This is a genomic window from Rhizobium sp. M10 (assembly GCF_002531955.1).
Taxonomy (GTDB): Bacteria; Pseudomonadota; Alphaproteobacteria; order Rhizobiales; family Rhizobiaceae; genus Rhizobium; species Rhizobium etli_C.
Window position 1 is genome coordinate 139,885 of the sequence record NZ_NWTA01000011.1, and the last position, 24,484, is coordinate 164,368.

The window sequence follows — 24,484 nt, forward strand, 5'->3', positions numbered from 1 at the left end:
TCCTATCCGAGCAGGCCGACCTGCGGCCCCCATGTGTCAGAGAGCGCAAAGCCGGCGGCGAAGGGATCGTCGTCGGACATGCGCAGCTGCTCGCGACCATAGACATAGGCCCGGCCGGTTATTCTCGGCAACACGGCGCGGCGGCCGCCCACCTCGGTTTCGCCGATCGCCTCCGCCAAGAACTCGCCGCCAATGATCGACCGCGACGTCCTCGAGTCTCCGACGGCGACCTCGCCGCGAGCATAAAGGGTCGCCAGATTGGCCGAGCTGCCGGTGCCGCAGGGCGAGCGGTCGACGCGGCCGGGCTGCAGCGTCGTACAGGTCCTGACCGTCCCGTCAGCCTCGCGGCCGCGGAACATGACATAGGCGATCTCGTTGACGCCGGTTAAAACGGGATGGGCGACCGAGACCTGCCCGGCAAAAAGCGACTTGAGCTCGATGCCGGCCTCCGCCAGCAGCCGGGCATTGGCCGGCGCGATATCGAGGCCGAGCTGGTCGACATCGACCAGTGCATAATAGACGCCACCGAAGGCGACATCGACCTTGATGCGGCCCCACTTCGGCGTCTCCACCTCCCTGTCCAGCGCTTCGGCAAAACTCGGCACATTGTCGAGGCTGACCGACAGGCAGCGGCCGTCGCGACAGGCAGCGCGCGCGACGATCAGGCCGGCGGGCGTATCGAGGCGGACGATCGTCTCCGGCTCCGACATCGGCACCCGGCCGCTTTCGAGAAGGGCGGTGACCACGCAAATGCAGTTGCTGCCGGACATCGGGTGGGCGCGGTCGGCCTGCAGCACGATGAAGCCGGCGTCGGCATCGGCGCGGGTCGGCTCGACCAGCAGGTTCACCGACATGGCGACGCTGGCGCGCGGCTCGAAGGTGACGAAGCGGCGCAGACTGTCGTCGACCGTGTTGATGTGGTTCATCTTGTCGAGCATGGTCGCGCCCGGTATTTCGGGCGCTCCCGCCATGATGACCTTGCCGATCTCGCCCTGGCAGTGGACCTGCAGCAGGTCGAGGCTGCGGTTCCAGTTCATTCGGCCGCCTCCGGCTTGATGTACCAGCCCCAGGGATCCTCGCTGACGAAGCGGGTGATCTGCTTGGTCTCGAGATAGTTGTCGAGGCCCCAGCGGCCAAGCTCGCGGCCGATGCCGGATTCCTTGTAGCCGCCCCAGGGCGCCTCGGTGAAGGTCGGCTGCGAGCAATTGATCCAGACGATTCCGGCGCGGAAGGCGGCCGCGACGCGCTCGGCCCGGATGTCGTCTTTCGACATGACGGCGGCGGCGAGGCCGAAGCGGGAATCATTGGCGAGTTCGATCGCCTCTTCTTCGGTCTTGAACGGCCGGATGCAGACGACAGGCCCAAAGATCTCCTCCACCCAGGCGGCGCTGTCGAGCGGAACCTCGGTCAGAACGGTCGGCTGGAGATAATAGCCCTTGTCGAATCCTTCCGGGCGGGCTCCGCCGCAGGCGACCGTCGCACCCGCCTGCCGCGCCGCCTCGATCGCCGCGACGACCTGCTCGTGCTGGCGCTTGGAAACCAGCGGCCCCAGGAGAACGCCCTCGTCCAGGCCGTTGCCGATCTTGATCTTCTTCGTTTCCTCGATCAGCCGCGCGAGCAGCCGCTCGTAGATGGCGTCCTGCACGAGGACCCGCGATGTCGCCGAGCAGACCTGGCCTTGATTCCAGAAGATGCCGAACATGATCCATTCGACGGCCTTGTCGATATCGGCGTCCTCGAAGACGACGAAAGGCGACTTGCCGCCGAGTTCGAGGCTGACCCGCTTGATGTCGCGGGCGGCCGCCGCCATGATCTTCGAGCCGACCGGCCCCGAGCCGGTAAAAGCGAGCTTGTCGACTTGTTTATGATCGATGATCGCCTGGCCGGCGACCGAGCCGGCACCGGTCAAAATATTGAGTACGCCGGGCGGCAACCCGGCTTCGTCGGCAACCGCCGCCAGTTCAAGCGCCGTCAGCGATGTCAGCTCGGCGGGCTTCAGCACCACCGTGCAGCCGGCGGCCAGTGCCGGGGCGACCTTCCATGCCGCCATCAACAGCGGATAGTTCCAGGGGATAATCGCGCCGGCGACACCGAGCGGCTCGCGCACCGCCTTGGAGGTAAAGCGCTGATCGGGAAGCGCGATCGTCTCCTCGGGATTGTTGTCGAGCTGTTCGGCGAGACCCGCGTAGAAATCGAAGCAGCCGGCGGCGTCGGCGACGTCCCAATCGGCCTCGGGGAACGGCTTGCCGTTGTCGAGGACTTCGAGGCGGGCGATCTCGGCCTGGCGGGCGCGGATGCCATCGGCGATGGCCCGGAGATATCGGGCGCGCTGAGCGCCCGTCAACTTCGGCCAGCCGTCCTTGTCGAAGGCGCGGCGCGCTGCCTTGACGGCAAGGTCGACATCTTCGGCCGTTGCGGCGCCGATCGTCTGGATCACCTCTTCCGTTGCCGGGTTCGTCACCGTGCAGGTGCCGCCCTTGACCGGCTTCACCCACTGTCCATCAATGTAGAGTTCGCTTCGCATGTTCACTCCCTTTTGCCTTGCGTCAGCGCCGCGCTTAGAAGCGGTCGACGCGATAAGGTTTCATGTCCACGGGCGGCTGGACGCCCGTAACGAGGTCGGCCATCAAGCGGCCGGTCGTGGCGGCATAAGTCAGACCGAGATGCCCATGACCCGTCGCGTACCAGACGTTGCGGCGCTTGGCGGATGGCCCCATGACCGGTACGGTGTCGGGCAGTGCCGGGCGGTGCCCCATCCATTCCGTCGCGCCTTCGGCCTTCAGCTCCGGCAACGCTTCTCGAGCGCGCTTCACCAGGATCTTTGCGCGCCGATAATCCGGCGGCGCGTCGAGGCCGGCCATTTCGACCGTCCCGCCGACACGGATGCCGCCTGCCGTCGGCGTCACCATGAAGGCGCGCGCCGGCCAGATGATCGAATGGCGCATCGAAATGCCGGGTTCCATGATCTGCGTGTGGTAGCCGCGTTCGGTTTCGAGCGGGATAGGCTCCAGCAGCAGGGCGGAAAGCCTCGCGGTGAAGGCGCCGGCCGCAAGCACCACCTTATCGGCCGCGACACTGCGCCCATCCGCCAGGCGGAGGGCCGAGACGCCGGCCTCGCTTTGCTCGAAACCGGCGACATCGCCTTGAATCATCCTGCCGCCGAGCGCCTGGAACTTTTCGGCAAGAGCGAGGACGAGCTTGTGCGGATCGGTGATCGACCGATTGTCGGGAAGGAGCACGGCCTTGCCGATCTTCGTGGTCAAGGCCGGCTCGAGATCCCGGATGGCATTGCCGCCGAGAATTTCGTGCCGGAAGCCGAAGCGCTCCAGGATGTCGATATGCTCGCGATCGGCCCTGAACTCGGCTTCGTCGGTATAAAGGCTCAGGCACCCCTCGGCCGTCAGCATATGCGTCAGCCCGGTCTCCTTCAGCAGCGCATCCAGGTCTTGGTAGACGCGCCGGCAGAGCACGGCACCGGCCGCCTCCAATTCCCTCAATTTTGAGGGGCGGCTGGCAGCCAGGAATCTCAGGAACCACGGCACGAGTTTCGGCAGGTAGCCGGGCCGGATGCGCACCGGCCCTTCCGGGTCGAGCAGCCATTTCGGCATCTGCGCCCAGATGCCGGGGCGCGAGGCCGGCATGAATTCGGTGACGGCGATGCTCGCCATATTACCGTAGGAGACGCCCATGCCGGGGGCCGCCCTGTCGAGCAGGGTGACGTTGTTCCCCCGGCGCTGGAGTTCATAGGCGATGGTGGCGCCGATAATGCCGGCGCCGACGATCACGATGGATGACACGGCGAACCTCGTAAATTCAGAGATCCCGGGGCGGTTCGGCCGCCCCGGCCTGTTCCTGCTACCAGTTGAGGATCGGCTCCATCGCCGCCCTGAACTCGGCCTTTTCCTCCGAGGTCAGCTCGCCGAGCGGCGCGCGGCACGTGCCCACGGGCAAGCCCTGAAGCTCGCAGCCATACTTGATCTTCTGCACGAACTTCCCGCTCTCCAGGATGTTCATCGCCCGATAGAGGGTTTTCATCATCTCGCGGGCCTTGCCCAGCTCTCCCGCCTTGTAGGTTCGGTCGAGATCGCAGCAGGCCTTGGCCATGCAGTTGGAGGGGCCGCAGATCCAGCTTTCCGCGCCCCAGAACATGAAGTCGAGCGCGATATCGTCCGAGCCGCTGACGAGCTGGATCTTGCCCTCATAGCGGCTGGCGATGTCGATGGCGCGCTGCAATACGCCCGAGCTTTCCTTGATGCCGATCACCCGCGAATTATCGGCAAAATGATCCATCAGCTCGAAGCTGATGTCTGAACCATCCTTAGCCGGATAGGAATAGAGGACGAGGTTCACATCGACGGCCCCGAGCACGGTTTCATAGTGCCTGATTAGTTCCGCCTGGGTCGGACGGGTATAAAAGGGCGGTGCCAGCAGAACGGTGTCATAGCCGATATCTCTGGCGAGCGCCGTCTGCTCGATCACCTCGCGGGTCGCGGGCGCATTGGTGCCGGCGATCAGGATTTCGCCGGGCCTGGCAAACTCCTTGACGAACTGCAGCACGTCACGGCGCTCTTCCCTGGACTGGCTGAAATATTCGCCGGTCGAGCCGTTCGGCACCCAGCCGGTGACGCCTGCCTCGCGCAGATGCGTCAGAAGCTTCTCGAACGCCTTGAAGTCGATCTTGTTGTTCGCGTCGAAGGGTGTGATGAGGGCGGGCATGACGCCGGAAAGTTTCATGGGATGTCTCCTGTCCTGGGAACGACGGTTTTCAGATTGCGAGCTTCTTGAGGATGCGTCCCTCGATGAGGGAGACCGCCCGCGTGAGCGGGAAGGCGATGACGAAATAGATCAGGGCGACGACCGTCAGCACTTCGACGGGACGGGCGGTATTGTTGGAAATGTTCTGGCCGACGAACATCAGGTCCGCCATGCCGACGGCGGAGACGAGCGCGCTTTCCTTGAACAGGCTGACGCAGTTCGACAGCAGCGTCGGGATGGCCCGCAGCACCGCCTGCGGCAGCACGACGTTGACGACCTGAACCCTCTGCGGCAGGCCGAGGGCGACGCAGGCATCAAGCTGCTCCCGGCCGATGGATTTGAGGCTGGCGCGGAAGGTTTCGCTGGTGATCGCTCCCATGTAGAGCGTCAGCGCAATGACGCCCGAGGTCAGGTTCGAGAGCTCGACGCCGAGGATCAGCGGCAGGCAGAAGAAAATCCAGAAGAGCTGGATGAGCACCGGCGTGCCGCGGAAGAATTCGACGTAGACGCCCGCGACGGCGCGAAGGACGATGTTGCGGGACGTGCGGGCAAGGCCGACGAGGAAGCCGAGGGAGCATCCGAGCACGATGCAGATGATCGTCAGCTTGATCGTCATCCACAGGCCGAGCAGCAGCGCGTTTTCGAAGCGCAGCAGGATCGAGAAGTCGAGCGTCATCATGCTGGCCTCCTAGCTGACGAGGATCTGGCGGCGGCGTTCGAGCAGGCCGACGATCTGGGTTATCGGGAAGGACACGGCGAAATAAATGAGAGCGACAACCGTGAAGGTCTCGATCGGGCGATAGGTTTCCGTCGCCAGCGTCTTGCCCTGGTACATCAGGTCCTGGATCGCCACGATCGCGACCAGCGCGCTCTGCTGGAAGATGACGATGCCGTTGGTCAGAAGCACCGGAATGGAAGCGCGGAACGCCGTCGGGAAGACGATGTAGAGCACCCGCTGCAGCGGATTGAGACCGAGCGCGATGCCGGCGTCGAGCTGCTCGCGCGGCACTGCCTGGATCGAGGCCCGATAGGCCTCGGCATTGAACGCCATCAGATTGAGCCCGAGGGCCATGATGCCCATCGTCATCGGATCGAGGAAGACGTCGAACAGCATCGGCACGCAGTAGAAGATCCAGACGATCTGGACGATAGCAGGCGTGCAGCGGAAGAATTCGACGAACAGCATGAACGGCAGCCGCACGATCTTGATCGGGCTCATGATCAGCAGGGCCAATCCGAAGCCTAGAACGATGCCGATGACGTTCGCAGCCGCCGTCAGCTGCAGCGAAACCCACAGCCCCTGCAGAAGCGGGGCGATGGAGACCGCGTTGAAATCGAACGTGTAGTTCATCTGTGCCCCCTACTGCTTGATGTGGAAGACGCGGTCGATGAATTCCTTGGTGCGTTCCTCGCGCGGAGCGCCGAGCACCTGCTCGGGCGGGCCGTCCTCGACGACCACGCCGCCGGCACAGAAGATGACGCGCGACGCGATGTTCTTGGCGAACCACATGTCGTGGGTGACGATCATCATCGGCATGTCCTGGGCGGCGAGCTGCAGGATCACCTGTTCGACCTCGCTGACGAGCTCCGGGTCGAGCGCCGAGGTGACCTCGTCGAACAGCATCAGCTTCGGATCGAGCATCAATGCGCGGGCGATGGCGACGCGCTGCTTCTGGCCGCCGGAAAGCTGTGCCGGATAGGCATTGGCCTTGGCGCCGAGCCCGAAGCGCTCGAGCAGAGCCTGGGCGCGGGCGGTCGCCTTCGACTTGCTTTCTCCGCGCACTTTGCAGGGCGCGAGGATCAGGTTCTGAATGACGCTCAGATGTGGAAACAGCGTATAGTGCTGAAAGACCATGCCGATCGAGCGGCGGACATTGGTGTCGATCTGGGTCTTCCTGGCAGCGCCGTCGGAAGAAATATAGGCCTTGCCATCAAAACTGATCGAGCCGCTGTCGATCTGCTCCAAGCCCATCATCACCCGAAGCAGCGTGCTTTTGCCGCCGCCGCTCGGACCGATGACGACGACGCGTTCGCCGGGCTTCATTTCGATGTCGATGCCTTTCAGCACCTGGATTGCGCCGCCGCCATAGCTTTTGTGGAGCGCCTGCATTTTCACGAGGGGAAGGCTGAAGGACGTGGTCATGGCCAATCTCCGATGATCGAAGCTTGAAAGGGCCGGGGGGATCCTCGCACCGGCCCCGGCGAGGTTACTTCGCGCCCTTGAGGACTTCGTCGACGGCTTTGCGGATCAGCTCGTCGACATGGCCGGTGGCGACCCTCTCTTCGAGGAAGATATTGATCACTTCGACGTCGGCGGCCGAAAGCTGATGCGGCAGGCCGAAAGCGACACCCTGCTTGGCAAGGGCCGGCGTCGGGTTGAGCGCAACCGCCCAATCCGGGTTCGACTGGGTGAAGAGCTGGTTGGTGTCGGAGGCGTCGACCAGGATGTCGGCGCGCTTCGAGGTGACCGCCAGGCGGGTCTCGTCGTTGCCGGGCAGGCGCATGATCGTGGCGTTCTTGACCGCTGCGGAAATGGCCTTGTCCTGGGCCGTGCCTGACATGACCGCAAGAGTTACGCCCGCCTTGTCGATATCGGCCACCGAAGCGGCGCCGGCCGCGATCTTCGGATTGTTTTTATTGTAGGCGAGCGAGATCTGGTACTCCATCGCCGGGATCGAGAACTGCACGGCCATGGCGCGCGCCGGCGTCCGGTTGAGCGCGAGCGACAGATCCCATTTGCCCGCCTGCAGACCGGCGACGATATTGTCCCAGGTCGTATCGACAAATTCAGGCTTCACCTTGAGGACGTCGGCAAATTCCTTGCAGAGATCGGCGAAGAAGCCGGTGTACTCGCCCGTCGCCGGATCGCGCATGACATAGGGCGGCGCGACAGCCGCGCCACAACGCAAGGCGCCGGCCTTCTGCACGCCCTGCCAATATCCCTCGGCGGTCTGGGCTTGGGCGGCGGTTGCGGAAAGACCTGCCATCAGGGCGAGCGCGGGCATCGCCCGCAGGGCGGACGTTATCAAAGAAAGCATTGGGCATTCCTCTTTTGTTGTGCGCGAAGCGCGCGGTTCCACTCGTCGGCTCTGGCCGTTTCTGTTGTTTTCTTGTCGGCTGCGTGTCGACTGGCAAGAATATGTCAACAGCGTGTCGACAAAGTCAAGCGGAAAAATTACATTGCCGACACGCTGTTTTTCTGGCCCAATGGACCCGGCGTCGAGAGAAAGGGACTTAAGTGTCTGAAGAATCGGAAGTGAAACGCATCCGCGGGACCGGCTGGAAAAGCGTCTATGAAACGCTGCGCAACGAGATTCTGTCGCTCGCCCTGCCGCCCGGTCAGCTTCTCGACGAGATGACGCTGGCCGAACGTTTCGACATGTCGCGTTCGCCGGTGCGCGAAGCGCTGATCCGGCTCGGCGCCGACGAGCTGGTGGTGACGCTTTCCAACCGCAGCACGATCGTCGCGCCGATCGAAGTGGCGACCTTTCCGAAATATGTCGAGGCGCTCGACATCGCCCAGCGGATGAATACGCGGCTTGCCGCGGCACTGAGGACGGAAGCCGATCTGAAGATCATCGCCAAACGGCTGAAGTCGTTTGAGGCTGCGGTCAAGACAGGCAATCATCTCGCCATGTCGGAAGCCAACAAGGAATTCCACATGGCAATCGCCCATGCCGGAAAAAATCAGTATCTGGCCTCATTCTACGAGAAGCTTTTGTCGCAGGGCCAGCGCATGCTGCACCTGCATTTCGAATATCTGGAGCGGACGCACGAAGGCTATCTGCTGACCGACGAGCACACGCTGATGCTCGACGCCATCAGGGAGAAGAACGTGGATCTGGCCGACGAGCTCGCCCACGCCCATACGCGCCAGTTCCAGGATAATTTCATCAACTTCATGCGCGAGAACTACACGACGGATGTCGCGCTGGGACCGTTGCGGGCTGCGGAGTAACGACGTGATGGTCAACAGCATTGGATTCGTCGGCACCGGCGCGATCACCGAAGCGATGGTTCGCGGGCTTCTGTCCGCACCGGCCTACGCCTCCGAGATCCACGTATCGCCGCGGAGCGCGCACATTGCCGCGACATTGGCCCAGGAGTTCACCGCCGTCAGGATTGCCGGGGACAACCAGACTGTCGTCGATCGCAGCGACATGGTGTTCCTGGCGATCCGGCCGCAGATCGCCGAGGAGGTCGTACGGGCGCTTTCGTTCAGAACCGGCCAGGTGGTCGTCAGCCTCGTCGCAGCAACCGAACGCCAGGCTCTTCTCGATTGGATCGGTGCCGACGTGCACCTCGTCCAGGCTATCCCCCTGCCCTTCGTCGCGCAGCGGCAAGGCGTCACCGCCATCCTCCCGCCCGATGCCGCCGTCGCGGCGCTGTTCGACACGCTCGGAACCGCCGTCCAGTGCCAGTCGAAAAAGGAATATGATCTGCTCGCGGCGGCGAGCGCAATGATGTCGACCTATTTCGGCATCATGGAAACCACAGCCGTCTGGCTGGAAAAAAGCGGCCTCGAACGGCCGAAAGCAAATGCCTACATCGCGCCGCTTTTCGCAAGCCTAGCGCAGAAGGCCAACAGCCCAGGCACAGAGCCGTTCAGCGCGCTAAGCCGCGAATTCGCCACCAAGGGCGGATTGAACGAGCAGGTTCTTTCCGACGTCGACAAGAAGGGCGGCCTTGCCGCGCTGACCGCAGCGCTCGACGGCGTGCTCGCCCGTATCGAGGGCCGCAGCAGCTGAAGCGCATGCACCCTAAGCGAAAATCCCTGACCGTCCTTTTCACAGTCGCCGCGATTTTGAACCAGACGATTTTGGCGCGCGCCGAAGCGGTGGCGCGACCGACCATTTCCGCCATCATTCTCTCCGTCTCACCTCGGACCGTCCGTTGGGCCACCGTCCACATGGCTCCCGATCCCGGGGAAGACGATCCCTATTACCACGTCGAGGTGATCGAGAAGGAGCGACGCGCGCCGCCGTGGCAATTCAAACGGCTTGCCACCCATGTCGTGGTCACGGCCGATGCGTTGAACAGGAGCCGCTCGCGACAAAAAGCCAGGAGCTATTTTTACAAGGATATCGAATTCCGGATCGCCTACCAGAACTGGCGCGTGCAGCCTCGCCCGCAGCGGGAGGCGGGTGTTTGCCGCACGACCATCCTCGAATGCGTCGGCATCGCCGGCAAGCGTGACTGATTCCGCTCCACCAACGAAAATTCGCGGTTGCAAAAATCGAAGAAATGCAATTTAGCTCTGGCGATGAGTCAGAAAACTACTTTTGCTAGAGAAAATATCCTCGCCCGGCCCCCGGCGGCGGGGTGGCCGAATGTCTCCGGCCTGCCGGCTCCGGCCGATCCCGATCGCGTCACCCCCAATTAGCTGATCTGACGAACCGTGACGTCCCGGCCGCTCTGCGAGCAGAGCGCGGCGGGGCATATTCCATGAATTTCCCCGCATCTACTTTCAACACAAGGACATCTCCATGAAGCCTATGCGCAATTTCCACCTGATGATGGCAAGCACCGCGTTCCTGACGCTGGCCGGCCCGGCGCTCGCCCTCGACGGCGCGGATATGATGAAGAAACTCAGCGCCGCAACCAATGCCGGCGGCACGGTCATCACCTTCGAGAAAGCCGAAGTCGACGGCGACACGGTGACGGCAACAGGCGTCCAGGTGGGATTTGCGAGCCTGCCCGGCGACACGCTGAAGATCGGCGACCTTACGTTCGAGGGCGTCGAAGAAAAAGAAGGCGGCGCCTATTACGCCAAGACCCTTTCCTTCCCGGATGTCGACGTCAGCCAGGAGGGAGGACGCTTTTCCGCCAAGGAGATTCTGTTCACCGGCCTGACGATTCCCGCCAATGCGACCGGCGAGACGCTGGACGATATCCTCCTCTATGAAACCGCCAGCACCGGGCCGATCGCGCTCAACATCAAGGGCAAGGATGTGCTTGCGATCGAAGGCGTCGAGGCAAACATGGGGCGCCAGGACGGCGGCTTTGCCTACGACGCCAACGTCGCCGGCTTCAAGGCCGACCTGTCGCAAGTCGAGGACGCGGCTGCGAAGGAGGCCATCGAGAAGCTCGGACTGACGACGCTCGACGGCACCATGACGATGAAGGGAAGCTGGGAAGTCGAAAGCGGCAAGGTTGTCCTCGACGAATATGCTTTCGATTTCAAGAATGTCGGCCGGCTGAACTTCGCCGTCGATTTCTCCGGTTATACGCTCGGCTTCATCAAGTCGCTGCAGGAGGCGGTCAAGACAGCCGAAGCCAATCCGAACAAGGAAGAGGCCAACCAGGCCGCCGGACTTGCGATGATGGGGCTGATGCAGCAGCTGACGTTCAACAGCGCCTCGATCCGCTTCGACGACGCCTCGATCACCAAAAAGGCGCTCGACTATGCCGGCGCCAAGCAGGGCGTCACGGGCGACGAACTGGCACAATCGCTGAAGGCGCTGGTTCCGATGATGATGGCGCAACTCAACATGCCGGAACTGCAAAACCAGATATCGGCGGCTCTCAACACCTATCTCGACGGGCCGAAGAGCCTGACGATCAGTGCCGCGCCGGAAAAGCCCGTTCCCGTGCCGATGATTGTCGGTGCTGCCATGGGTGCGCCGAACACCATTCCTACGGTGCTCGGCGTCAAGGTATCGGCGAACGACTAAATCGAGATCAACTGCCGGAGGCGGGTCCTTACCGATCCGCCTTCGGGATCATCTTTCCGAAACCACTGCGCGCATTTTCTGAAATTGCGTTAAAACGTCGGCGGCGTGCAGGCGCTGATAACCTCGCAGGGCACCGGTCCGACGCAGCGGAACCGATGCGGGCGCCGACTTTCGAAATAATAAGCGTCCCCCGGCCCAAGGATACGCCGCTCGTCGTCGACCGTGACCTCGAGTCTTCCCGAGAGCACGATCCCGCCCTCCTCCCCTTCGTGAACAAGGGGAATTTTTCCGGTGTCGGCACCCGGCTGGTAGCATTCCTTCAGTATCTGCAGGCTGCGCCCGAACAGGGTTTCACCGACTTGCTTGTAGGAAATGGCGCCCTTGCCGATCTCCACCAGCTCCTCGGCGGCGTAGAAGGCCTTTTTCGGACGCTCCGGTTCGAAGGCGAAGAATTCCGCCAGCCCGATCGGAATGCCGTCGAGAATTCGCTTCAGCGCTCCGACCGAAGGGTTGGAGGCGTTCGATTCGATCAGCGAGATCGTCGAGTTCGGCACACCGGTGCGTTTGGCGAGCTCACGCTGGGAAAGCTTGTGGGCGATGCGCAGGTGGCGAAGGCGGCTGCCGATGTCGACTGACATGATGGATCCGTTTGCGTTGTCCAGAATACCCCAAAATCTATCTTCTTCACTGTTCAATTTCAATAACTTGCATCGGCATAGAAAAGGACTTGTTTGAAGGATAGAAATTGCCATTCTCCAGGCGATTTCAAAGGAGGCCAGGATGGACCAGATCAGCAAGACGAACGCGCCCGTACTCGAAAATTTCTGGATGCCGTTCACCGCCAACCGGCAATTCAAGGCCGCGCCGCGCCTGCTGGCCGCTGCCGAAGGGATGTATTACACCGACGTCGATGGAAACCGGGTGCTGGACGGCACGGCCGGGCTCTGGTGCTGCAACGCCGGTCACGGCCGCAGGAAGATCGCCCAGGCGGTCGAGCGGCAGCTTGCCACGCTCGACTATGCGCCGACCTTCCAGATGGGGCATCCGATCGCCTTCGACTTCGCCGCAAAACTCGCCGCCAACGCACCGGGCGGGGCTGACGCCAAGCTCGACCGGGTCTTTTTCACCGGCTCGGGCTCGGAATCGGTCGACACGGCTCTGAAGATCGCCATCGCCTACCAGCGCGCGATCGGCCAGGGCACGCGCACCCGGATCATCGGCCGCGAAAAAGGCTATCACGGCGTCGGCTTCGGCGGCATTTCCGTCGGCGGTCTCGTCAACAATCGGCGCGTCTTCCCGCAGATCCCGGCCGATCACATGCGCCATACGCTCGATATCGAGCGCAACGCGTTTTCGAAGGGGCTGCCCGCCCATGGCGTCGAACTGGCGGATGATCTCGAGCGCCTCGTGCAACTGCACGGCGCCGAAACCATCGCAGCCGTCATCGTCGAGCCGATGTCGGGATCGGCCGGTGTTGTCCTGCCGCCGAAGGGTTATCTGGAAAAGCTGCGCGCCACTGCCGACAAGTACGGCATCCTGCTGATCTTTGATGAGGTCATCACCGGCTTCGGCCGTCTCGGCACGCCTTTCGCCGTGGATTACTTCGGCGTCGCGCCCGATCTCGTCACCACGGCGAAGGGCCTCACCAACGGCGCCGTTCCCATGGGCGCGGTCTTTGCCAGCCGCAAGGTCTATGACGGGCTGATGGTCGGACCGGAAAATGCGATCGAGCTCTTCCACGGCTATACCTATTCCGGCCACCCCGTCGCCTGCGCCGCCGGGCTCGCAACCCTCGAAATTTACGAGGAGGAAAGCCTGCTGACGCGCGCAGCCGAGCTGGCCGACTATTGGCAAGACGCCCTCCACTCTCTGAAAGGCCTCGCGCACGTCACCGACATCCGCAACCTCGGACTGGTCGGCGCGGTCGAATTGGCGCCGCGTGACGGCGCTCCCGGAACACGGGCCTACGACATCTTCGTCGACTGCTTCAACAAGGGACTGCTGATCCGCGTGACCGGCGACATTATCGCCCTGTCTCCACCGCTGATCATCGAGAAGGACCAGATCGACACGCTGGTCTCGACGCTTGCCGATTCCCTGAAACGCGCGGCTTAAACCGCGCGCCGTTCGAAACCTTACGACGGAAAGCAACAGCTCCGGCATGCGCCGGAGCGATAAGAACCCATGCTCCGCAATGCACGAGGTCGAGACGTAAACATTTATTAACCCGTCGCACCCCAAAATCTGGGTTAAACGTTAACGCAACAGCGAGTCGGGGGACCGATGGGGTGCGTATCAATTGAAAGCCTTTGCCGCTTCAGAAACCTCTCCGAGGTTCCGTCCCATCGGCAATTGCGCAACAGCGAACTGCTGGAACAACTGAGAAAGGCCGTCGATTTCCGCTACATCGCTATCGGCGGGCTGGATCTCGAGGGATATCGGATCGGACGGGGCTGCTCCATCGATACGGATATGCCGCCCGCCTATATCGACAGCTACTTTGGCGAAAAACTCGGTCTGTCTGACCCGCTTGTCGTTCAGTCTCTTCACAGAACGACACCGCTGACGGAAGAAGAAGCCTTCGCGATCATGGCCCCGTCACAACGCTTGCGGTATCTGTTGCGATCCTATGGTATTGGGCAACGGGTGCAGATCCCGCTGTCCAGGCATGGCGTTGTCTATGGCGGCGTCTGCTTCACCCGAGAAAAACCGTTCAAGGCAAGCGAGCTGGAATTGCTTGTCTTCTTTTCCGAACCTTTGCATCGGGCAATCACCAAACCGCTGATGGACCGTTTTGCGGCCGGCGCCCTTCGCCTGACCAGCGGCGAACTGCGCTGCCTTGAACTCGCGGGAAAAGGGCTGACGAGCGAGGAGATCGCCGATGCGTCCGACTACCGCACCGAGACCATCAACAGCTATCTGAAGAGTGCGACGAAGAAGCTCGGGGCGGCCAATCGCGCCCATGCGATCGCCGAAGCGATCCGCCGTCAGCTCATAAGCTGAGACTGGGCACTCCCGAATCATGACATGGCTCGGAGAATCGGGGCCGCCTGTTGCTGTTTTGAGGTACGCGGCAGCGGGTTGCTCAAGGCTGCTTCGTTCAAAAAATCGCAGAGCGTATCCAGATACCGAAAAATTTGACGAAATCCATTTCATGAGCCGGCTTGGTTAACCGCAAATAAACCAACTATCCCAAATTTGGGGTCATCGATCAGGCGGGTGGACGCCGAGTTCCGACATGACGGCGGGCTTCGATGTGATTGAGGCACGTGCCCAATCACGGTTTCCAGTCTTGAGGTCAAGAATGTCGAGTCATTCCCATATGCATGCCAGCAGCAATCCCGCCCACGGTTACGACAGCGGAGCCGCCAAAACCAAAAGCCGCAGCGTCGAACGCCGTCTCGATTTCATGCAGCTCGACCAACAGGGGCGCGCCGGCATCCGCGCCCTGAAGACGCTGATCGAACGCGAGCTGCCGCACGGGCTGGACAAATTCTACGCGCAGCTTCGTAAGAGCCCGGAAGTCAGCCGTTTCTTTTCGACGGAGGAGAACATCGCGCGGGCAAAGGGCGCGCAGGCGGGCCATTGGGTCAATATCGCCGACGGCAATTTCAACGAGGATTACGTCGCCAAGGTCAAGACGATCGGAACCGTTCACGCCCGCATCGGGCTGGAACCGCAATGGTATATCGGCGGCTACGCCATCATTCTCGACCATCTGATCAACAGCGCCGTCGAGGAGATCTTCCCGAAGGGCGGGGTGTTCTCGAAAAAGACGATGAAGCCGGCCGATTTCGGCAAGGCGCTGGCGAGCCTCGTCAAAGCCGTCATGCTGGACATGGATCTCGCCATTTCCGTCTATATCGACGAGGCCGAAGTCGCCAAGCAGAAGGCACAGGCGGACGCGATCGAGGCGGAACGGCAGCTCGTCTGCTCCACCTTCGGCAAGGCCATGGCGGCCATTGCCGCCAAGGACGTCAGCTATCGGATCGACGACGATCTGCCGGCGGCCTATCACGCCTTGCGCGACGATTTTAACAATGCGCTGAAACAGCTGTCGACGACCATCGAACAGATCAGCGGAGCGGCCTCCCAGATTAATGCCGGATCGCAGGAAATCCGTTCCGCTGCCGACGATCTCGCCAAGCGCACCGAGCAGCAGGCCGCGTCGATCGAGGAAACGGCCGCGGCACTCGAAGAGATCACCACCACCGTGAAAGACTCCAGCCGGCGCGCCGAAGAGGCCGGCCAGCTGGTTGCCAAGGCCCGCATCGGCGCCGAAAAATCGGGGCAGATCGTCCAGCAGGCGGTCGCCGCAATGGGGGCAATCGACAGTTCGTCGCGGGAAATCTCCAATATTATCGGCGTCATCGATGAGATCGCCTTCCAGACCAATCTTCTCGCGCTGAATGCCGGCGTCGAGGCCGCCCGCGCGGGAGAGGCAGGAAAGGGCTTCGCCGTCGTCGCCCAGGAGGTTCGTGAACTGGCGCAACGGTCTGCCAAGGCGGCGAAAGAGATCAAGGGGCTGATCAACAATTCGGGCGAGCAGGTAAGAGCCGGCGTTTCCCTGGTTGGGCAGACCGGCGAGACGCTGACGGTGATCGTCGACGAGGTCCAGGAGATCGACCGGCACATCGGCGCCATCGTCAGGGCGTCGAGCGAGCAGGCAACGGCGCTCCACGAGATCAACACCGCCGTCAATGCCATGGATCAGGGTACCCAGCAAAACGCCGCCATGGTCGAACAATCCACCGCCGCCAGCCACGGCCTGGTTCGCGAGGTCGGCCATATCGCTCAGATGCTCAGCGCGTTCAACATCGGAAAATCCGCAGCGTCCCAGATACGTCCGGCCAGGCAGGGAACCGGGTCCGCAACGGCTGAATCACCGGCGCGCGCATTGCGGGCGAAACTCGGCGCCGCCTATCCGAGCCATGGCAACACCGCCATCGCGAGCAGCGAATGGGAGGAATTCTGACGCTGCCGGCCGGTCCCCGGCCGTAGCACGCTGAAGAACCCACGCAGCTGACGCGAAACACATGATGCCCATGACCACCGCCGGACACGCGGCTGGTCATGGGCGCCTCGCCTCGATCAACCCCTCAGCGTCTGCGACGGCAGCTCACCGAAACGCTTCTTGTATTCGGCGGCAAAACGCCCGAGATGGGTAAATCCCCATCTGAGCGCGATATCGGCGACGGCCTGCTTCGCACCGGATTCGAGCAGGTCGCGATGGGCAGCGACCATCCGGATTTCGTGGAGGTAGCCGATCGGAGTGGTATTCCTGAACTGCCGGAAACCCTGCTGCAAAGTCCGAATGCTGACCTTGGCTGCCGTCGCAATCTCGCTGAGCGAGATCGGTTCGGCGATGTGCGCGTGCATGAAATCGATGGCCCATTTTACATGGCGTGGAGCCGGCGCCGGTGCAGGAAGCGCCAGCTCGTTCGAATAGCGATGCGGAAAGTTCTCGAGAAGCAGATAGATCGTCGCGTCGCAGAGCGCGCTGACGGCCAGCGGCGACTCCTGCAACAGCCCGCCCCCGCCAAGTCCGCGATGCAGGTTCGTAACGAGATGTTGCAACAACAGCCCCGGGCCGGTCGTCAGATCGATATGGGGATGAAAATCGGCGTCACCGGTGATCGTTCGTTCGAACATATGTGTGAGGTGCCCGTTGATCCTCGCCTGATCGACGAACAAGCCGAGATGGCGGCGACGGCCGAGCAGGCGGGCGCCGGTGGCGCGACCTGCTCCCAGAATGGCGCCGCGACCGGGAACTGAATGGATCGGCTCCTGCCCGTCACCGAAGACCGCATCTCCCTCCACCGGCAGGAATATGATCACCTTGCTGTTCGGCGCCTCCCGCCTGAGCGAGATCGCGCCCTCATAGGCGCAATCGGCTATGGCCAGATCTCCCGCCGAGACGAAATTGCAGCGATATGCGATGGAGGCATTGGCTTGCGCCGCAGCCTTGATCGGAGAGGTCGAGGTCGACAATATTTCCGAGAGGGCATCCGGGTCCGTTCCGCTGTATGCCGTTTCCGAAAAGATCGGGCTCTGCGCCGCCGGATGGTGGAGGAAGCCGCCAGCGGCATGTACCTCGGAATTAACGGACATTCACGACCTCGAGTTGAATTCCTGCGAGTAATAATCGATTCCCGTAGATAAACGCTTCTCTTTTTGCGTTCTCTCGTTTGGATTTCAGGCGTAGCGACTGATCGCAAGATCCCGCGCGTCGATCTCAGGCGTGCGGGCGCCGACGAGGTCGCTGATCAGCCTTGCCGAGCCGGTGCTCATGGTCCAGCCGAGCGTGCCGTGACCGGTATTGAGGAAGAGGCCGACGATCTTCGTCGGACCGATGACCGGCGTGCCATCCGGAGTCATCGGGCGCAGACCCGACCAGAAGGAAGCCTTGGACACATCGCCGCCGGGAAAGAGATCGGTGACGGAATGTTCCAGCGTGCCGCGGCGGGCGAGGCCGAGATCGTTGGTATAGCCTGATATTTCGGCCATGCCGCCGACGCGGATGCGGTCGCCGAGCCGGGTGATGGCGATCTTGTAGGTTTCGTCCATGACGGTCGATTCCGGCGCGCGCGACGTGTCGGTGATCGGGATGGTGAGCGAATAGCCCTTGACCGGATAGACCGGCAGGCTAATGCCGAACGGCTTGAGCAGCAGCGGCGAATAGCTGCCGAGCGCAACCACCACCGCGTCCGCGCTCATCCGTTCGCGCTCGCGATCGGTGATGATCCCGCGCACCCGGCCGGCTTCGACGTCCAGGGCCTTGATCGTCGTGCCATAGGCGAAGCGGACGCCGAGCGCCTCGGCTTTGGCGGCCAGCGCATTGGTGAATTTGAAACAGTCGCCGGTCTCGTCCTTCGGCGTCAGAAGGCCGCCGACGATCTTGTCGCGCACGTGCCTCAGCGCCGGCTCGACACGAATGCAGCCGTCCTGGTCCAGCACCTCATAGGGGATGCCGTCGGCGGCCAGCGCCTTGACGTCCTTGGCCGAGGCCTCGAGCTGCTGCGGCGTGCGGAACAGCTGAAGGGTCCCCTGCATGCGTTCGTCGTAGGCAATGCCGGTCTCCGTGCGAAGCTCGGCGAGCGCGATGCGGCTGTAATCGGCAAGGCGCAGCATGCGGCTCTTGTTGATTGCGTAACGCTCGGAGGTGCAGTTGGACAGCATCCTCGTCATCCAGGCGAGCATGGCCATGTCGAATTTCGGGCGCAGGATGAGCGGCGCATGTTTCATGAACAGCCATTTCATGGCCTTGGCAGGAATGCCGGGGGCTGCCCAGGGCGAGCAATAACCGAAGGAGACCTCGCCGGCATTGGCAAAGCTCGTCTCCAGCGCCGGCCCCGATTGCCGGTCGACGACGGTAACCTCATGACCTGATTTGGCCAGCTGATAGGCGGATGTGACGCCGACGATACCGGCACCCAGAACGATGACTTTCATGATTTCCTCAAGAACAAAGCCGGCCGGCTCTCAGCAATAGTGCCTGTCGTAACGATCGCCCAGACCGGTTAGTATTTCGTAAGATATCGTTCCGGCGTCGCCAGCCACGTCTTCAAGCGTCTGGTTGGGGCCAAGCACTTCGACAAGGCTGCCGAGGCTCAGCGCCCCTTCGGGCAAGGCCGTGATATCGACGGTCGCGCTGTCCATCGACACGCGCCCCACGATCGGCAGACGGATGCCCTTGTGATAAACGGCGCCGCAGTCGCCGAGACTGCGCGGCAGGCCGTCGGCGTAGCCGGCGGCGATGGTGGCAAGGCGGGTTTCGCTGCGCGTCACATGCGCGCCGCCATAACCGATCTTGGCGCCGGAAGGTACGGTGCGCGTCTGCACGACGGCGACGTCCAGCCTGACGACCGGTTCCATCGGGTTCGTGCCGCCGGCGTTCGGTGCGCCGCCATAAAGGGCGATGCCCGGGCGGGCGAGCACGCCATGATAGGCATCGCCGAGAAAGACACCGCCGGAATTGGCGAAGGAGATGTCGAAGCCCGGAAATTCATCGGCAATGCGCGCCATCTCGGCAAACTGTTCGCCGTTCTGGCTGCTCTCCAGGTCGTCGGCGCAGGCCAGGTGGCTCATGATGAACAGGATTTCGACATTGGCGCCGTCGCGAAGGGCCGCGGCCAATTCGGGTCGCTCCTCCTCGGGAAAGCCGAGCCGCGACATGCCGGTATCAAATTGCAGAACGGCCGGAAGGCAGCGCTTCAGCCGGCGCGCGGTCGCCGACCACTGCCGCCACTGCGCGAGCGAATTGAGAACCGGAACGATGCCGCTTTCGGCGCAGGCGACCTCATTGCCGGGCTGCAAGCCATTCAGCACGAATATTTGGGCACTCTCGGCAAGGGCCGGCCGCAGCCTCACGGCCTCGACGAACTGGGCGACGAAGAAATGCCTGCAGCCTTGATCATAGAGCGTTTGGGCGACCCGTTCGGCACCGAGGCCATAAGCGTCGGCCTTGACGACGGCTCCCGCGCGCACCGGCGCCAGCATCGATGCAAGCTTCGAATAATTGCGGCCGAGTGCTGCAAGATCGATCGTCAGATAGCCCGTGGCTCCCTGCGTGATCGTCGCGGTGCGTGCGCGGGAAACCAAAATATCGCTATCCATGTCCACCCCATCTCGATATCAGCAGCTTATGAAATAATGAGCGAAATTGCCGATGATTTTGTCGTTGATTATTGCACGTATTGGATATTATTCGCATAATCAGCCAAGATGTGAAGGATACCGTCATGCCCGCCCTCGACACGGTCGACCGCAATATCCTCAGGCTGTTGCGTCTTGACGCGCGTATGAGCAACGCCAAGCTCGCCGCCGAGATCGGCCTTTCGCCGTCGGCCTGTCTCAGACGCATCAAGATCATGGAAAAATCAGGCGTGATCCGTGGCTATACGGCGCTGGTGGACACCGGCAATGCCGATGAGATGATCGCCGTGATCATCAACATTACCCTCGAGCGGCAGACGGAGGACCATCTCGACCGCTTCGAGGCGGCGGTCCGCCGGCATCCCGAGATCCGCGAATGTTTTTTGATGACGGGCGGCTCCGACTACCTGCTGCGCGTCGAGGTTGCCAGTGCCGGCGAGTTCGAACGGATCCACAAGGAGATCCTGTCGACCTTGCCCGGCGTTCTCAGGATCCATTCCAGCTTCTCGATCCGCAACGTTCTGGCGACGCGCACCCGAGGCAGGCGCTGAACCGCGATCCCCACGCTCATATCAATTCAAGCGCCGTGGCCTTGGCAACCGCTTCGCTCGTCGTGGCGACAGTCAGCTTCCGGCGTGCCGAGGCGAGATAGAGTTGCACCGCACTCACCGAAATGGACAGGCGGGCACAGATCTGCTTTGCCATTAGGCCGCTGGCCGTCATTTCAAGACATTGCAGTTCACGGCGCGACAATTGCGGAAAATCCGCAATCTCCCTCATGCCCGACAGCACCATGACCCTGTCATGGAGATGGTGGGCGAGAAACTGGAGGTCGCGCATGCTGTCCATGCGGAACTGCCGCCAGTAGGCGTCGGGATGATTGGAGGTCACGGTAAACAGCGATCGCTCCCCCTGAGGTCCCCGCACCGGCAGGGTAACGCCTTGCCGGCCGACACCGAAGGCCATCGCCTCCTTGAAGAAGCCATAGGCTCGGCCTGAATCCCATTTTGATGCGGACCATTCCACGGGCAGGAAGCCGCGCCGGCCGAGACGCACGACGGGATCGATACTGAAGTAGTCCCGGTCACGATATTGCTTCACCCACTCGGGCGGGTAGGTCAGCATCAGCAATGGATTGCTGTCCGCCATCCCCGAGGAGCGGGTCACATGCAGAACCATGTGCGATATCGCATAGATGTGGCGGACTTCGTCCAGCGTCGTTTCCAGATCCTGCAATGTCGGCGATGCGGAGATCCGGTCCAGACAGTAGAAAAAACGAGAACTGCTCAGCATGAGATGGACTCGTGGTTGCGTGATTTCATGACTGCTCGTAATGGTAACATTTCGCGACTACCGAGAACAGCATATTTTTTGGCAACCATGGCGCGACGTGAAGAACAGATTAAAGACCGACGAGACCCTATCCCATGCCGGGCGGCGGGACAGTGACTGCGCTTACCGCATGCCGCCATCGACAAGGGCTCCGGCAGGATAGGGAGAGGCTTGCTCCAGAAATCGGGACAGGTTGGCCCGAAGTGTTCGACAATTCTCCGCCGTCACATCCCATAGTCCGACATACAGCTTGCCGATCTCGGGCCGGGATCGGGCAAGCGGCGTCGGCCTCCAGCCGATCCTGCGGTATACGGCGACCATCGCGACGTCATAGACGCCGACAATGCTCTCGATACCGGTGTCGAGCGCAAGATCGCAAAGCCCTGAGAGCAGCTCCGTGGCGACTGCGCGCGATTGCTCCATGTGTCCGGCATGCGGATGAAGGCAAAAGCGGGTACATTCCCAGGTCGTCGGGCTATCGACGTCGATAGGCTGATCGAAGAAATGCCGGAACTCGCTTTTGAGCATCGTCGCTCCCGTGGTCGGCAGCAGGCGCAACGAACCGGTCAGCGTGCCGGAAGGTCGCTGCGTGACGAGATAAACGGGATCTTCGGCCTCGTCGTATCGGTCCCTCTCCCATTGATCCCGGACATCGACCTGCCATCCCAGCCGATCGCGAAAAACGGCGGCACGAGCCCGAAACATTTCATCGAAAGCACGTCGATCGGTCTCGAGCATGTCTTTGGTGAGTATCCGCAACATATCCGTCCCTCCTGATGTTCTGACGTTTCACAACAGGAGGCCGAGCGGGCGCAATCTGGATATTTCACCAGGTTGACCGGTGCTTGGCTTTGCCGTCCCCTTCCATAAGAAGTTTCTGATGTTCGTCGATCGAAAGCTCTTGGTAATTGCCAATTTTAACGCAACAACGGGGAGGATTGTTGATGACCCACGACATGGCACGCGGCAGACGTATTCGAGAGGCGATATCCCGCGGCAAGTTCCGGAAAGTTCACGCCCTGGCGGCCGAACTGGACGTGTCCGTCGCCGCCGTCTCACGCTGGCAGAATGGCGGTCATACCTCGCTGGAAAGCGCCTGCGCGCTCGCCGACCTGCTGGATGTCTCCCTCGACTGGCTGCTGCTCGGGCGCGGCACGATGGACTGGCATAGGAACAGCGCGATCTCCGCCACGGAATTGCAAATGGTACTGGCGTTGCGCAACCGGTCTGCGGCAACACGCTCCAATCTCGTCGGGCTGGTCGAATCCATCCCGCCGGAGCACCCGTAACGCCAAGCGCAATTCTCCGGGATTTTTTGACCTGAGATCAACACGTTTAGGTTGATAAAAAGCAGATCCTCGACGATCTTTCTAGTTAAAGGTTCAGCGGCGGCGAGGGCGGGGCGGCGGGCGGCCAGCCACCCTGCCCCTCGCCGCAGAGACCTTGTGTTCACTCTCAACGCCCATTCGGCCGCAATATTTCTCCCATCCGGGTCCGGAATATTTTCTCGATCTGGTCCCGGCAAGTCTCAACCGATTTTGGAGTCAGTCGATGACAGTTGCGCTGTGGAGTCAGTCAATGACGGGTGCGAACCCGGCCCATATCGGCGCCAATGCGCCGACAGTCAAACCGAGGCCTGCCTTCGCGCAGACCGATCTGGTCGCTTTGTCGCGCTATTTTTCTCTTCTGATGATGCGCAACATCACCAGCGATGGCTATGTCATCGAGGATCCCACATCGCCCGGCGTCTTCTCTGCCCCCGGCTGCGTCATCGCCGCACCCTCCTATCCAGCGAACACGCCTGGTGTCGACCAGGACTATGTTTTCAACTGGGTCCGCGACGGGGCGATTACGGCCATCGAGATCGCGCTTGCCGGCTTGCTGCCTGTTCCGGGCGGAGTTTTGCCGAGCCTTGTCGACTACGTGAACTTCGCCGCGCTCTGCCAGGCGAATGCGAAGAATTCCGCGACCGTCACACTTGGCCACGCCTGCTTCACCATCACCGGCGAGGTTCGTCCGTGGTCGGAGCAGAATGACGGGCCGGCCATTCAGTCGATTGCGATCCTGACCCTGTTCGATCAGCTGGATGGCGCCACGCAGACGATCGCCAAACAACTGGTCCAGACCAACCTCTCTTATCTTCTCGAAGTTTACCAGAACAAGACCACAAATCTCTGGGAGGAATATGAGGGCTATTCGTTTTTCGCAAGAGCGGTACAGCTGCGCTTTTTCCGGGAAATTTCCACAAACACGATCGGCATTGCCGTGCCTGCCGGGGTGGCCGATGCCATCTCCTGGCTGGAAAGCCAGCTGGCCAGCCACTGGAACGGGCAGCTCTATGTGAGCATTCTGGATGCCGCGGCGGAGCAAGCCGGTTACGACGCGAACATCGATATCGTCTCTTCGGTCTGCTATGGCGGCATCGAGCCGACCGATACCAAGCTTCTGGCAACGGCGGCCATCCTGCGGCGCCAGTGGGCCGATCCTTCGTCTTCGAACTATTACCCGGTCAATGGCGCCGACGCGGCCAACGGGCTCGGACCACTCTTCGGGCGCTATCCAGGCGACCATTACGATGGCGATGTGGCGGCGCCGGTTGCCGGCGGGCATCCCTGGGCTCTGTGCACCGCCAACTTCGCCGAGTTTCAATATCGGCTTGCCAATGCCATCGATTCCAGCGGCGCTATCCCCCTCGATCAGTTCTCCGAATCCTTCTTCGCGGAACTGGGACTTGGCGCATCCAGCAGCGCCGCCGACGCGTCGGCTGTCTTGCGGGCTTCGTCCGACGCCATGCTGCGCGCCATCGTCTATCACAGCGATCACTATGAGCTGAGCGAACAGTTCGATGGAACCGTTGGCTACGAGAAAAGCGTCCGGAATCTGACCTGGAGCTATGCCTCCTTTCTCTCGGCAGTCAGAGCCCGCGCCGCCGCCCCGGCCGCCAAGTCCAAACCCCGAAACTCTCGCGGCCCGAAATCATGACGATTGAAGGCCGCAGGGCCTGAAATCTCGATCGAGTCCAGAACGGCATGGTTCGCAAAGCTGGTGCAGCTTCCCGGATTAATGGA

General features: G+C 62.0%; 24 protein-coding genes. 10 read left to right on the forward strand and 14 right to left on the reverse strand.

The features are described 5' to 3' along the window. Positions 1-2: 2 nt before the first annotated feature. The 8 genes from CO671_RS19250 to CO671_RS19285 form a co-directional block, all read right to left on the reverse strand. The gene (locus CO671_RS19250) at positions 3-1,037 is read right to left on the reverse strand and encodes a proline racemase family protein (RefSeq protein WP_097607243.1); all 1,035 of its coding nucleotides are present in this window, start codon (positions 1,035-1,037) and stop codon (positions 3-5) included. Beyond that, positions 1,034-2,524 (reverse strand): aldehyde dehydrogenase family protein, encoded by a 1,491-nt coding sequence (locus tag CO671_RS19255; protein ID WP_097607244.1) that lies wholly within the window; start codon positions 2,522-2,524, stop codon positions 1,034-1,036. The genes CO671_RS19250 and CO671_RS19255 overlap by 4 nt, the downstream gene beginning before the upstream one ends. Before the next feature lie 34 nt (positions 2,525-2,558). Then, positions 2,559-3,797, reverse strand: coding sequence for an FAD-dependent oxidoreductase (locus CO671_RS19260; RefSeq protein WP_097607245.1), 1,239 nt, complete (start codon positions 3,795-3,797; stop codon positions 2,559-2,561). 58 nt (positions 3,798-3,855) lie between these two features. Then, entirely contained in the window at positions 3,856-4,734 is an 879-nt protein-coding gene (locus tag CO671_RS19265; RefSeq protein WP_097607246.1) for a dihydrodipicolinate synthase family protein, read from the reverse strand. 31 nt (positions 4,735-4,765) lie between these two features. Further along, on the reverse strand, positions 4,766-5,434 hold the full coding sequence (locus CO671_RS19270) for an amino acid ABC transporter permease (protein WP_170965009.1): 669 nt from the start codon (positions 5,432-5,434) through the stop codon (positions 4,766-4,768). Positions 5,435-5,443: 9 nt separating this feature from the next. Beyond that, complete coding sequence (locus tag CO671_RS19275) at positions 5,444-6,106, reverse strand: amino acid ABC transporter permease (protein WP_097581120.1); 663 nt, start codon at positions 6,104-6,106, stop codon at positions 5,444-5,446. A 9-nt stretch (positions 6,107-6,115) separates the two neighbouring features. Next, entirely contained in the window at positions 6,116-6,898 is a 783-nt protein-coding gene (locus CO671_RS19280) for an amino acid ABC transporter ATP-binding protein (RefSeq protein ID WP_097581121.1), read from the reverse strand. Positions 6,899-6,962: 64 nt separating this feature from the next. Then, a complete protein-coding gene (locus CO671_RS19285) occupies positions 6,963-7,793 on the reverse strand; it encodes a transporter substrate-binding domain-containing protein (protein ID WP_097607247.1) in 831 nt (276 codons plus the stop codon). Between the two features lie 200 nt (positions 7,794-7,993). Between CO671_RS19285 and CO671_RS19290 the strand changes: the two genes are divergently transcribed. From CO671_RS19290 to CO671_RS19305, 4 genes are all read left to right on the forward strand, one after another. Then, the gene (locus tag CO671_RS19290) at positions 7,994-8,713 is read left to right on the forward strand and encodes a GntR family transcriptional regulator (protein WP_010031835.1); all 720 of its coding nucleotides are present in this window, start codon (positions 7,994-7,996) and stop codon (positions 8,711-8,713) included. 4 nt (positions 8,714-8,717) lie between these two features. Continuing rightward, entirely contained in the window at positions 8,718-9,503 is a 786-nt protein-coding gene (locus tag CO671_RS19295) for a pyrroline-5-carboxylate reductase (protein ID WP_097607248.1), read from the forward strand. 5 nt (positions 9,504-9,508) lie between these two features. Further along, the gene (locus CO671_RS19300) at positions 9,509-9,955 is read left to right on the forward strand and encodes a DUF5086 family protein (protein WP_097607249.1); all 447 of its coding nucleotides are present in this window, start codon (positions 9,509-9,511) and stop codon (positions 9,953-9,955) included. Between the two features lie 286 nt (positions 9,956-10,241). Then, a complete protein-coding gene (locus tag CO671_RS19305) occupies positions 10,242-11,429 on the forward strand; it encodes a hypothetical protein (RefSeq protein ID WP_097607250.1) in 1,188 nt (395 codons plus the stop codon). 89 nt (positions 11,430-11,518) lie between these two features. Here CO671_RS19305 and CO671_RS19310 read toward each other — a convergent pair whose 3' ends face one another. Further along, entirely contained in the window at positions 11,519-12,067 is a 549-nt protein-coding gene (locus CO671_RS19310; protein ID WP_097607251.1) for a cupin domain-containing protein, read from the reverse strand. Between the two features lie 142 nt (positions 12,068-12,209). Here CO671_RS19310 and CO671_RS19315 point away from each other — a divergent pair, with 142 nt between their 5' ends. From CO671_RS19315 to CO671_RS19325, 3 genes are all read left to right on the forward strand, one after another. Further along, positions 12,210-13,544, forward strand: coding sequence for an aspartate aminotransferase family protein (locus tag CO671_RS19315; protein WP_097607252.1), 1,335 nt, complete (start codon positions 12,210-12,212; stop codon positions 13,542-13,544). 168 nt (positions 13,545-13,712) lie between these two features. Next, positions 13,713-14,432, forward strand: coding sequence for a LuxR family transcriptional regulator (locus CO671_RS19320; RefSeq protein ID WP_097607253.1), 720 nt, complete (start codon positions 13,713-13,715; stop codon positions 14,430-14,432). Positions 14,433-14,733: 301 nt separating this feature from the next. Further along, positions 14,734-16,404 (forward strand): globin-coupled sensor protein, encoded by a 1,671-nt coding sequence (locus CO671_RS19325; protein ID WP_097607254.1) that lies wholly within the window; start codon positions 14,734-14,736, stop codon positions 16,402-16,404. 116 nt (positions 16,405-16,520) lie between these two features. On the opposite strand, the gene CO671_RS19330 is transcribed toward CO671_RS19325, so the two are convergent. From CO671_RS19330 to alr, 3 genes are all read right to left on the reverse strand, one after another. Continuing rightward, complete coding sequence (locus tag CO671_RS19330) at positions 16,521-17,540, reverse strand: AraC family transcriptional regulator (protein ID WP_097607255.1); 1,020 nt, start codon at positions 17,538-17,540, stop codon at positions 16,521-16,523. Between the two features lie 84 nt (positions 17,541-17,624). Continuing rightward, positions 17,625-18,881 (reverse strand): D-amino acid dehydrogenase, encoded by a 1,257-nt coding sequence (locus CO671_RS19335; RefSeq protein WP_097607256.1) that lies wholly within the window; start codon positions 18,879-18,881, stop codon positions 17,625-17,627. 30 nt (positions 18,882-18,911) lie between these two features. Beyond that, on the reverse strand, positions 18,912-20,045 hold the full coding sequence (alr, locus tag CO671_RS19340) for an alanine racemase (RefSeq protein WP_097607257.1): 1,134 nt from the start codon (positions 20,043-20,045) through the stop codon (positions 18,912-18,914). 125 nt (positions 20,046-20,170) lie between these two features. On the opposite strand from alr, the gene CO671_RS19345 reads away from it, so the two are divergent. Next, positions 20,171-20,635, forward strand: coding sequence for an Lrp/AsnC family transcriptional regulator (locus CO671_RS19345; protein WP_010033371.1), 465 nt, complete (start codon positions 20,171-20,173; stop codon positions 20,633-20,635). Between the two features lie 16 nt (positions 20,636-20,651). On the opposite strand, the gene CO671_RS19350 is transcribed toward CO671_RS19345, so the two are convergent. Both CO671_RS19350 and CO671_RS19355 read right to left on the reverse strand, forming a co-directional pair. Beyond that, positions 20,652-21,377 carry a LuxR family transcriptional regulator gene (locus CO671_RS19350; protein ID WP_010033374.1) on the reverse strand — a complete coding sequence of 242 codons (726 nt, stop codon included), beginning with the start codon at positions 21,375-21,377 and terminating at the stop codon, positions 20,652-20,654. A gap of 162 nt (positions 21,378-21,539) precedes the next feature. Further along, positions 21,540-22,178: an acyl-homoserine-lactone synthase gene (locus CO671_RS19355; RefSeq protein ID WP_010033377.1), complete on the reverse strand. Its 639-nt coding sequence runs from the start codon at positions 22,176-22,178 to the stop codon at positions 21,540-21,542. 182 nt (positions 22,179-22,360) lie between these two features. On the opposite strand from CO671_RS19355, the gene CO671_RS19360 reads away from it, so the two are divergent. Further along, entirely contained in the window at positions 22,361-22,705 is a 345-nt protein-coding gene (locus CO671_RS19360; RefSeq protein ID WP_020919472.1) for a helix-turn-helix domain-containing protein, read from the forward strand. Positions 22,706-22,967: 262 nt separating this feature from the next. After that, positions 22,968-24,398: a glycoside hydrolase family 15 protein gene (locus CO671_RS19365; protein ID WP_097607258.1), complete on the forward strand. Its 1,431-nt coding sequence runs from the start codon at positions 22,968-22,970 to the stop codon at positions 24,396-24,398. Positions 24,399-24,484 lie beyond the last annotated feature (86 nt).

Coding starts and splice junctions, on each gene's coding strand:
- CO671_RS19250 (WP_097607243.1), bottom strand. CDS start 1,037: ATGAACTGGAACCGCAGCCTCGACCTGCTGCAGGTCCACTGCCAGGGC.
- CO671_RS19255 (WP_097607244.1), bottom strand. CDS start 2,524: ATGCGAAGCGAACTCTACATTGATGGACAGTGGGTGAAGCCGGTCAAG.
- CO671_RS19265 (WP_097607246.1), bottom strand. CDS start 4,734: ATGAAACTTTCCGGCGTCATGCCCGCCCTCATCACACCCTTCGACGCG.
- CO671_RS19270 (WP_170965009.1), bottom strand. CDS start 5,434: ATGATGACGCTCGACTTCTCGATCCTGCTGCGCTTCGAAAACGCGCTG.
- CO671_RS19275 (WP_097581120.1), bottom strand. CDS start 6,106: ATGAACTACACGTTCGATTTCAACGCGGTCTCCATCGCCCCGCTTCTG.
- CO671_RS19280 (WP_097581121.1), bottom strand. CDS start 6,898: ATGACCACGTCCTTCAGCCTTCCCCTCGTGAAAATGCAGGCGCTCCAC.
- CO671_RS19285 (WP_097607247.1), bottom strand. CDS start 7,793: ATGCTTTCTTTGATAACGTCCGCCCTGCGGGCGATGCCCGCGCTCGCC.
- CO671_RS19300 (WP_097607249.1), top strand. CDS start 9,509: ATGCACCCTAAGCGAAAATCCCTGACCGTCCTTTTCACAGTCGCCGCG.
- CO671_RS19305 (WP_097607250.1), top strand. CDS start 10,242: ATGAAGCCTATGCGCAATTTCCACCTGATGATGGCAAGCACCGCGTTC.
- CO671_RS19310 (WP_097607251.1), bottom strand. CDS start 12,067: ATGTCAGTCGACATCGGCAGCCGCCTTCGCCACCTGCGCATCGCCCAC.
- CO671_RS19315 (WP_097607252.1), top strand. CDS start 12,210: ATGGACCAGATCAGCAAGACGAACGCGCCCGTACTCGAAAATTTCTGG.
- CO671_RS19320 (WP_097607253.1), top strand. CDS start 13,713: ATGGGGTGCGTATCAATTGAAAGCCTTTGCCGCTTCAGAAACCTCTCC.
- CO671_RS19325 (WP_097607254.1), top strand. CDS start 14,734: ATGTCGAGTCATTCCCATATGCATGCCAGCAGCAATCCCGCCCACGGT.
- CO671_RS19330 (WP_097607255.1), bottom strand. CDS start 17,540: ATGTCCGTTAATTCCGAGGTACATGCCGCTGGCGGCTTCCTCCACCAT.
- CO671_RS19335 (WP_097607256.1), bottom strand. CDS start 18,881: ATGAAAGTCATCGTTCTGGGTGCCGGTATCGTCGGCGTCACATCCGCC.
- alr (WP_097607257.1), bottom strand. CDS start 20,045: ATGGATAGCGATATTTTGGTTTCCCGCGCACGCACCGCGACGATCACG.
- CO671_RS19345 (WP_010033371.1), top strand. CDS start 20,171: ATGCCCGCCCTCGACACGGTCGACCGCAATATCCTCAGGCTGTTGCGT.
- CO671_RS19350 (WP_010033374.1), bottom strand. CDS start 21,377: ATGCTGAGCAGTTCTCGTTTTTTCTACTGTCTGGACCGGATCTCCGCA.
- CO671_RS19355 (WP_010033377.1), bottom strand. CDS start 22,178: ATGTTGCGGATACTCACCAAAGACATGCTCGAGACCGATCGACGTGCT.
- CO671_RS19360 (WP_020919472.1), top strand. CDS start 22,361: ATGACCCACGACATGGCACGCGGCAGACGTATTCGAGAGGCGATATCC.
- CO671_RS19365 (WP_097607258.1), top strand. CDS start 22,968: ATGACAGTTGCGCTGTGGAGTCAGTCAATGACGGGTGCGAACCCGGCC.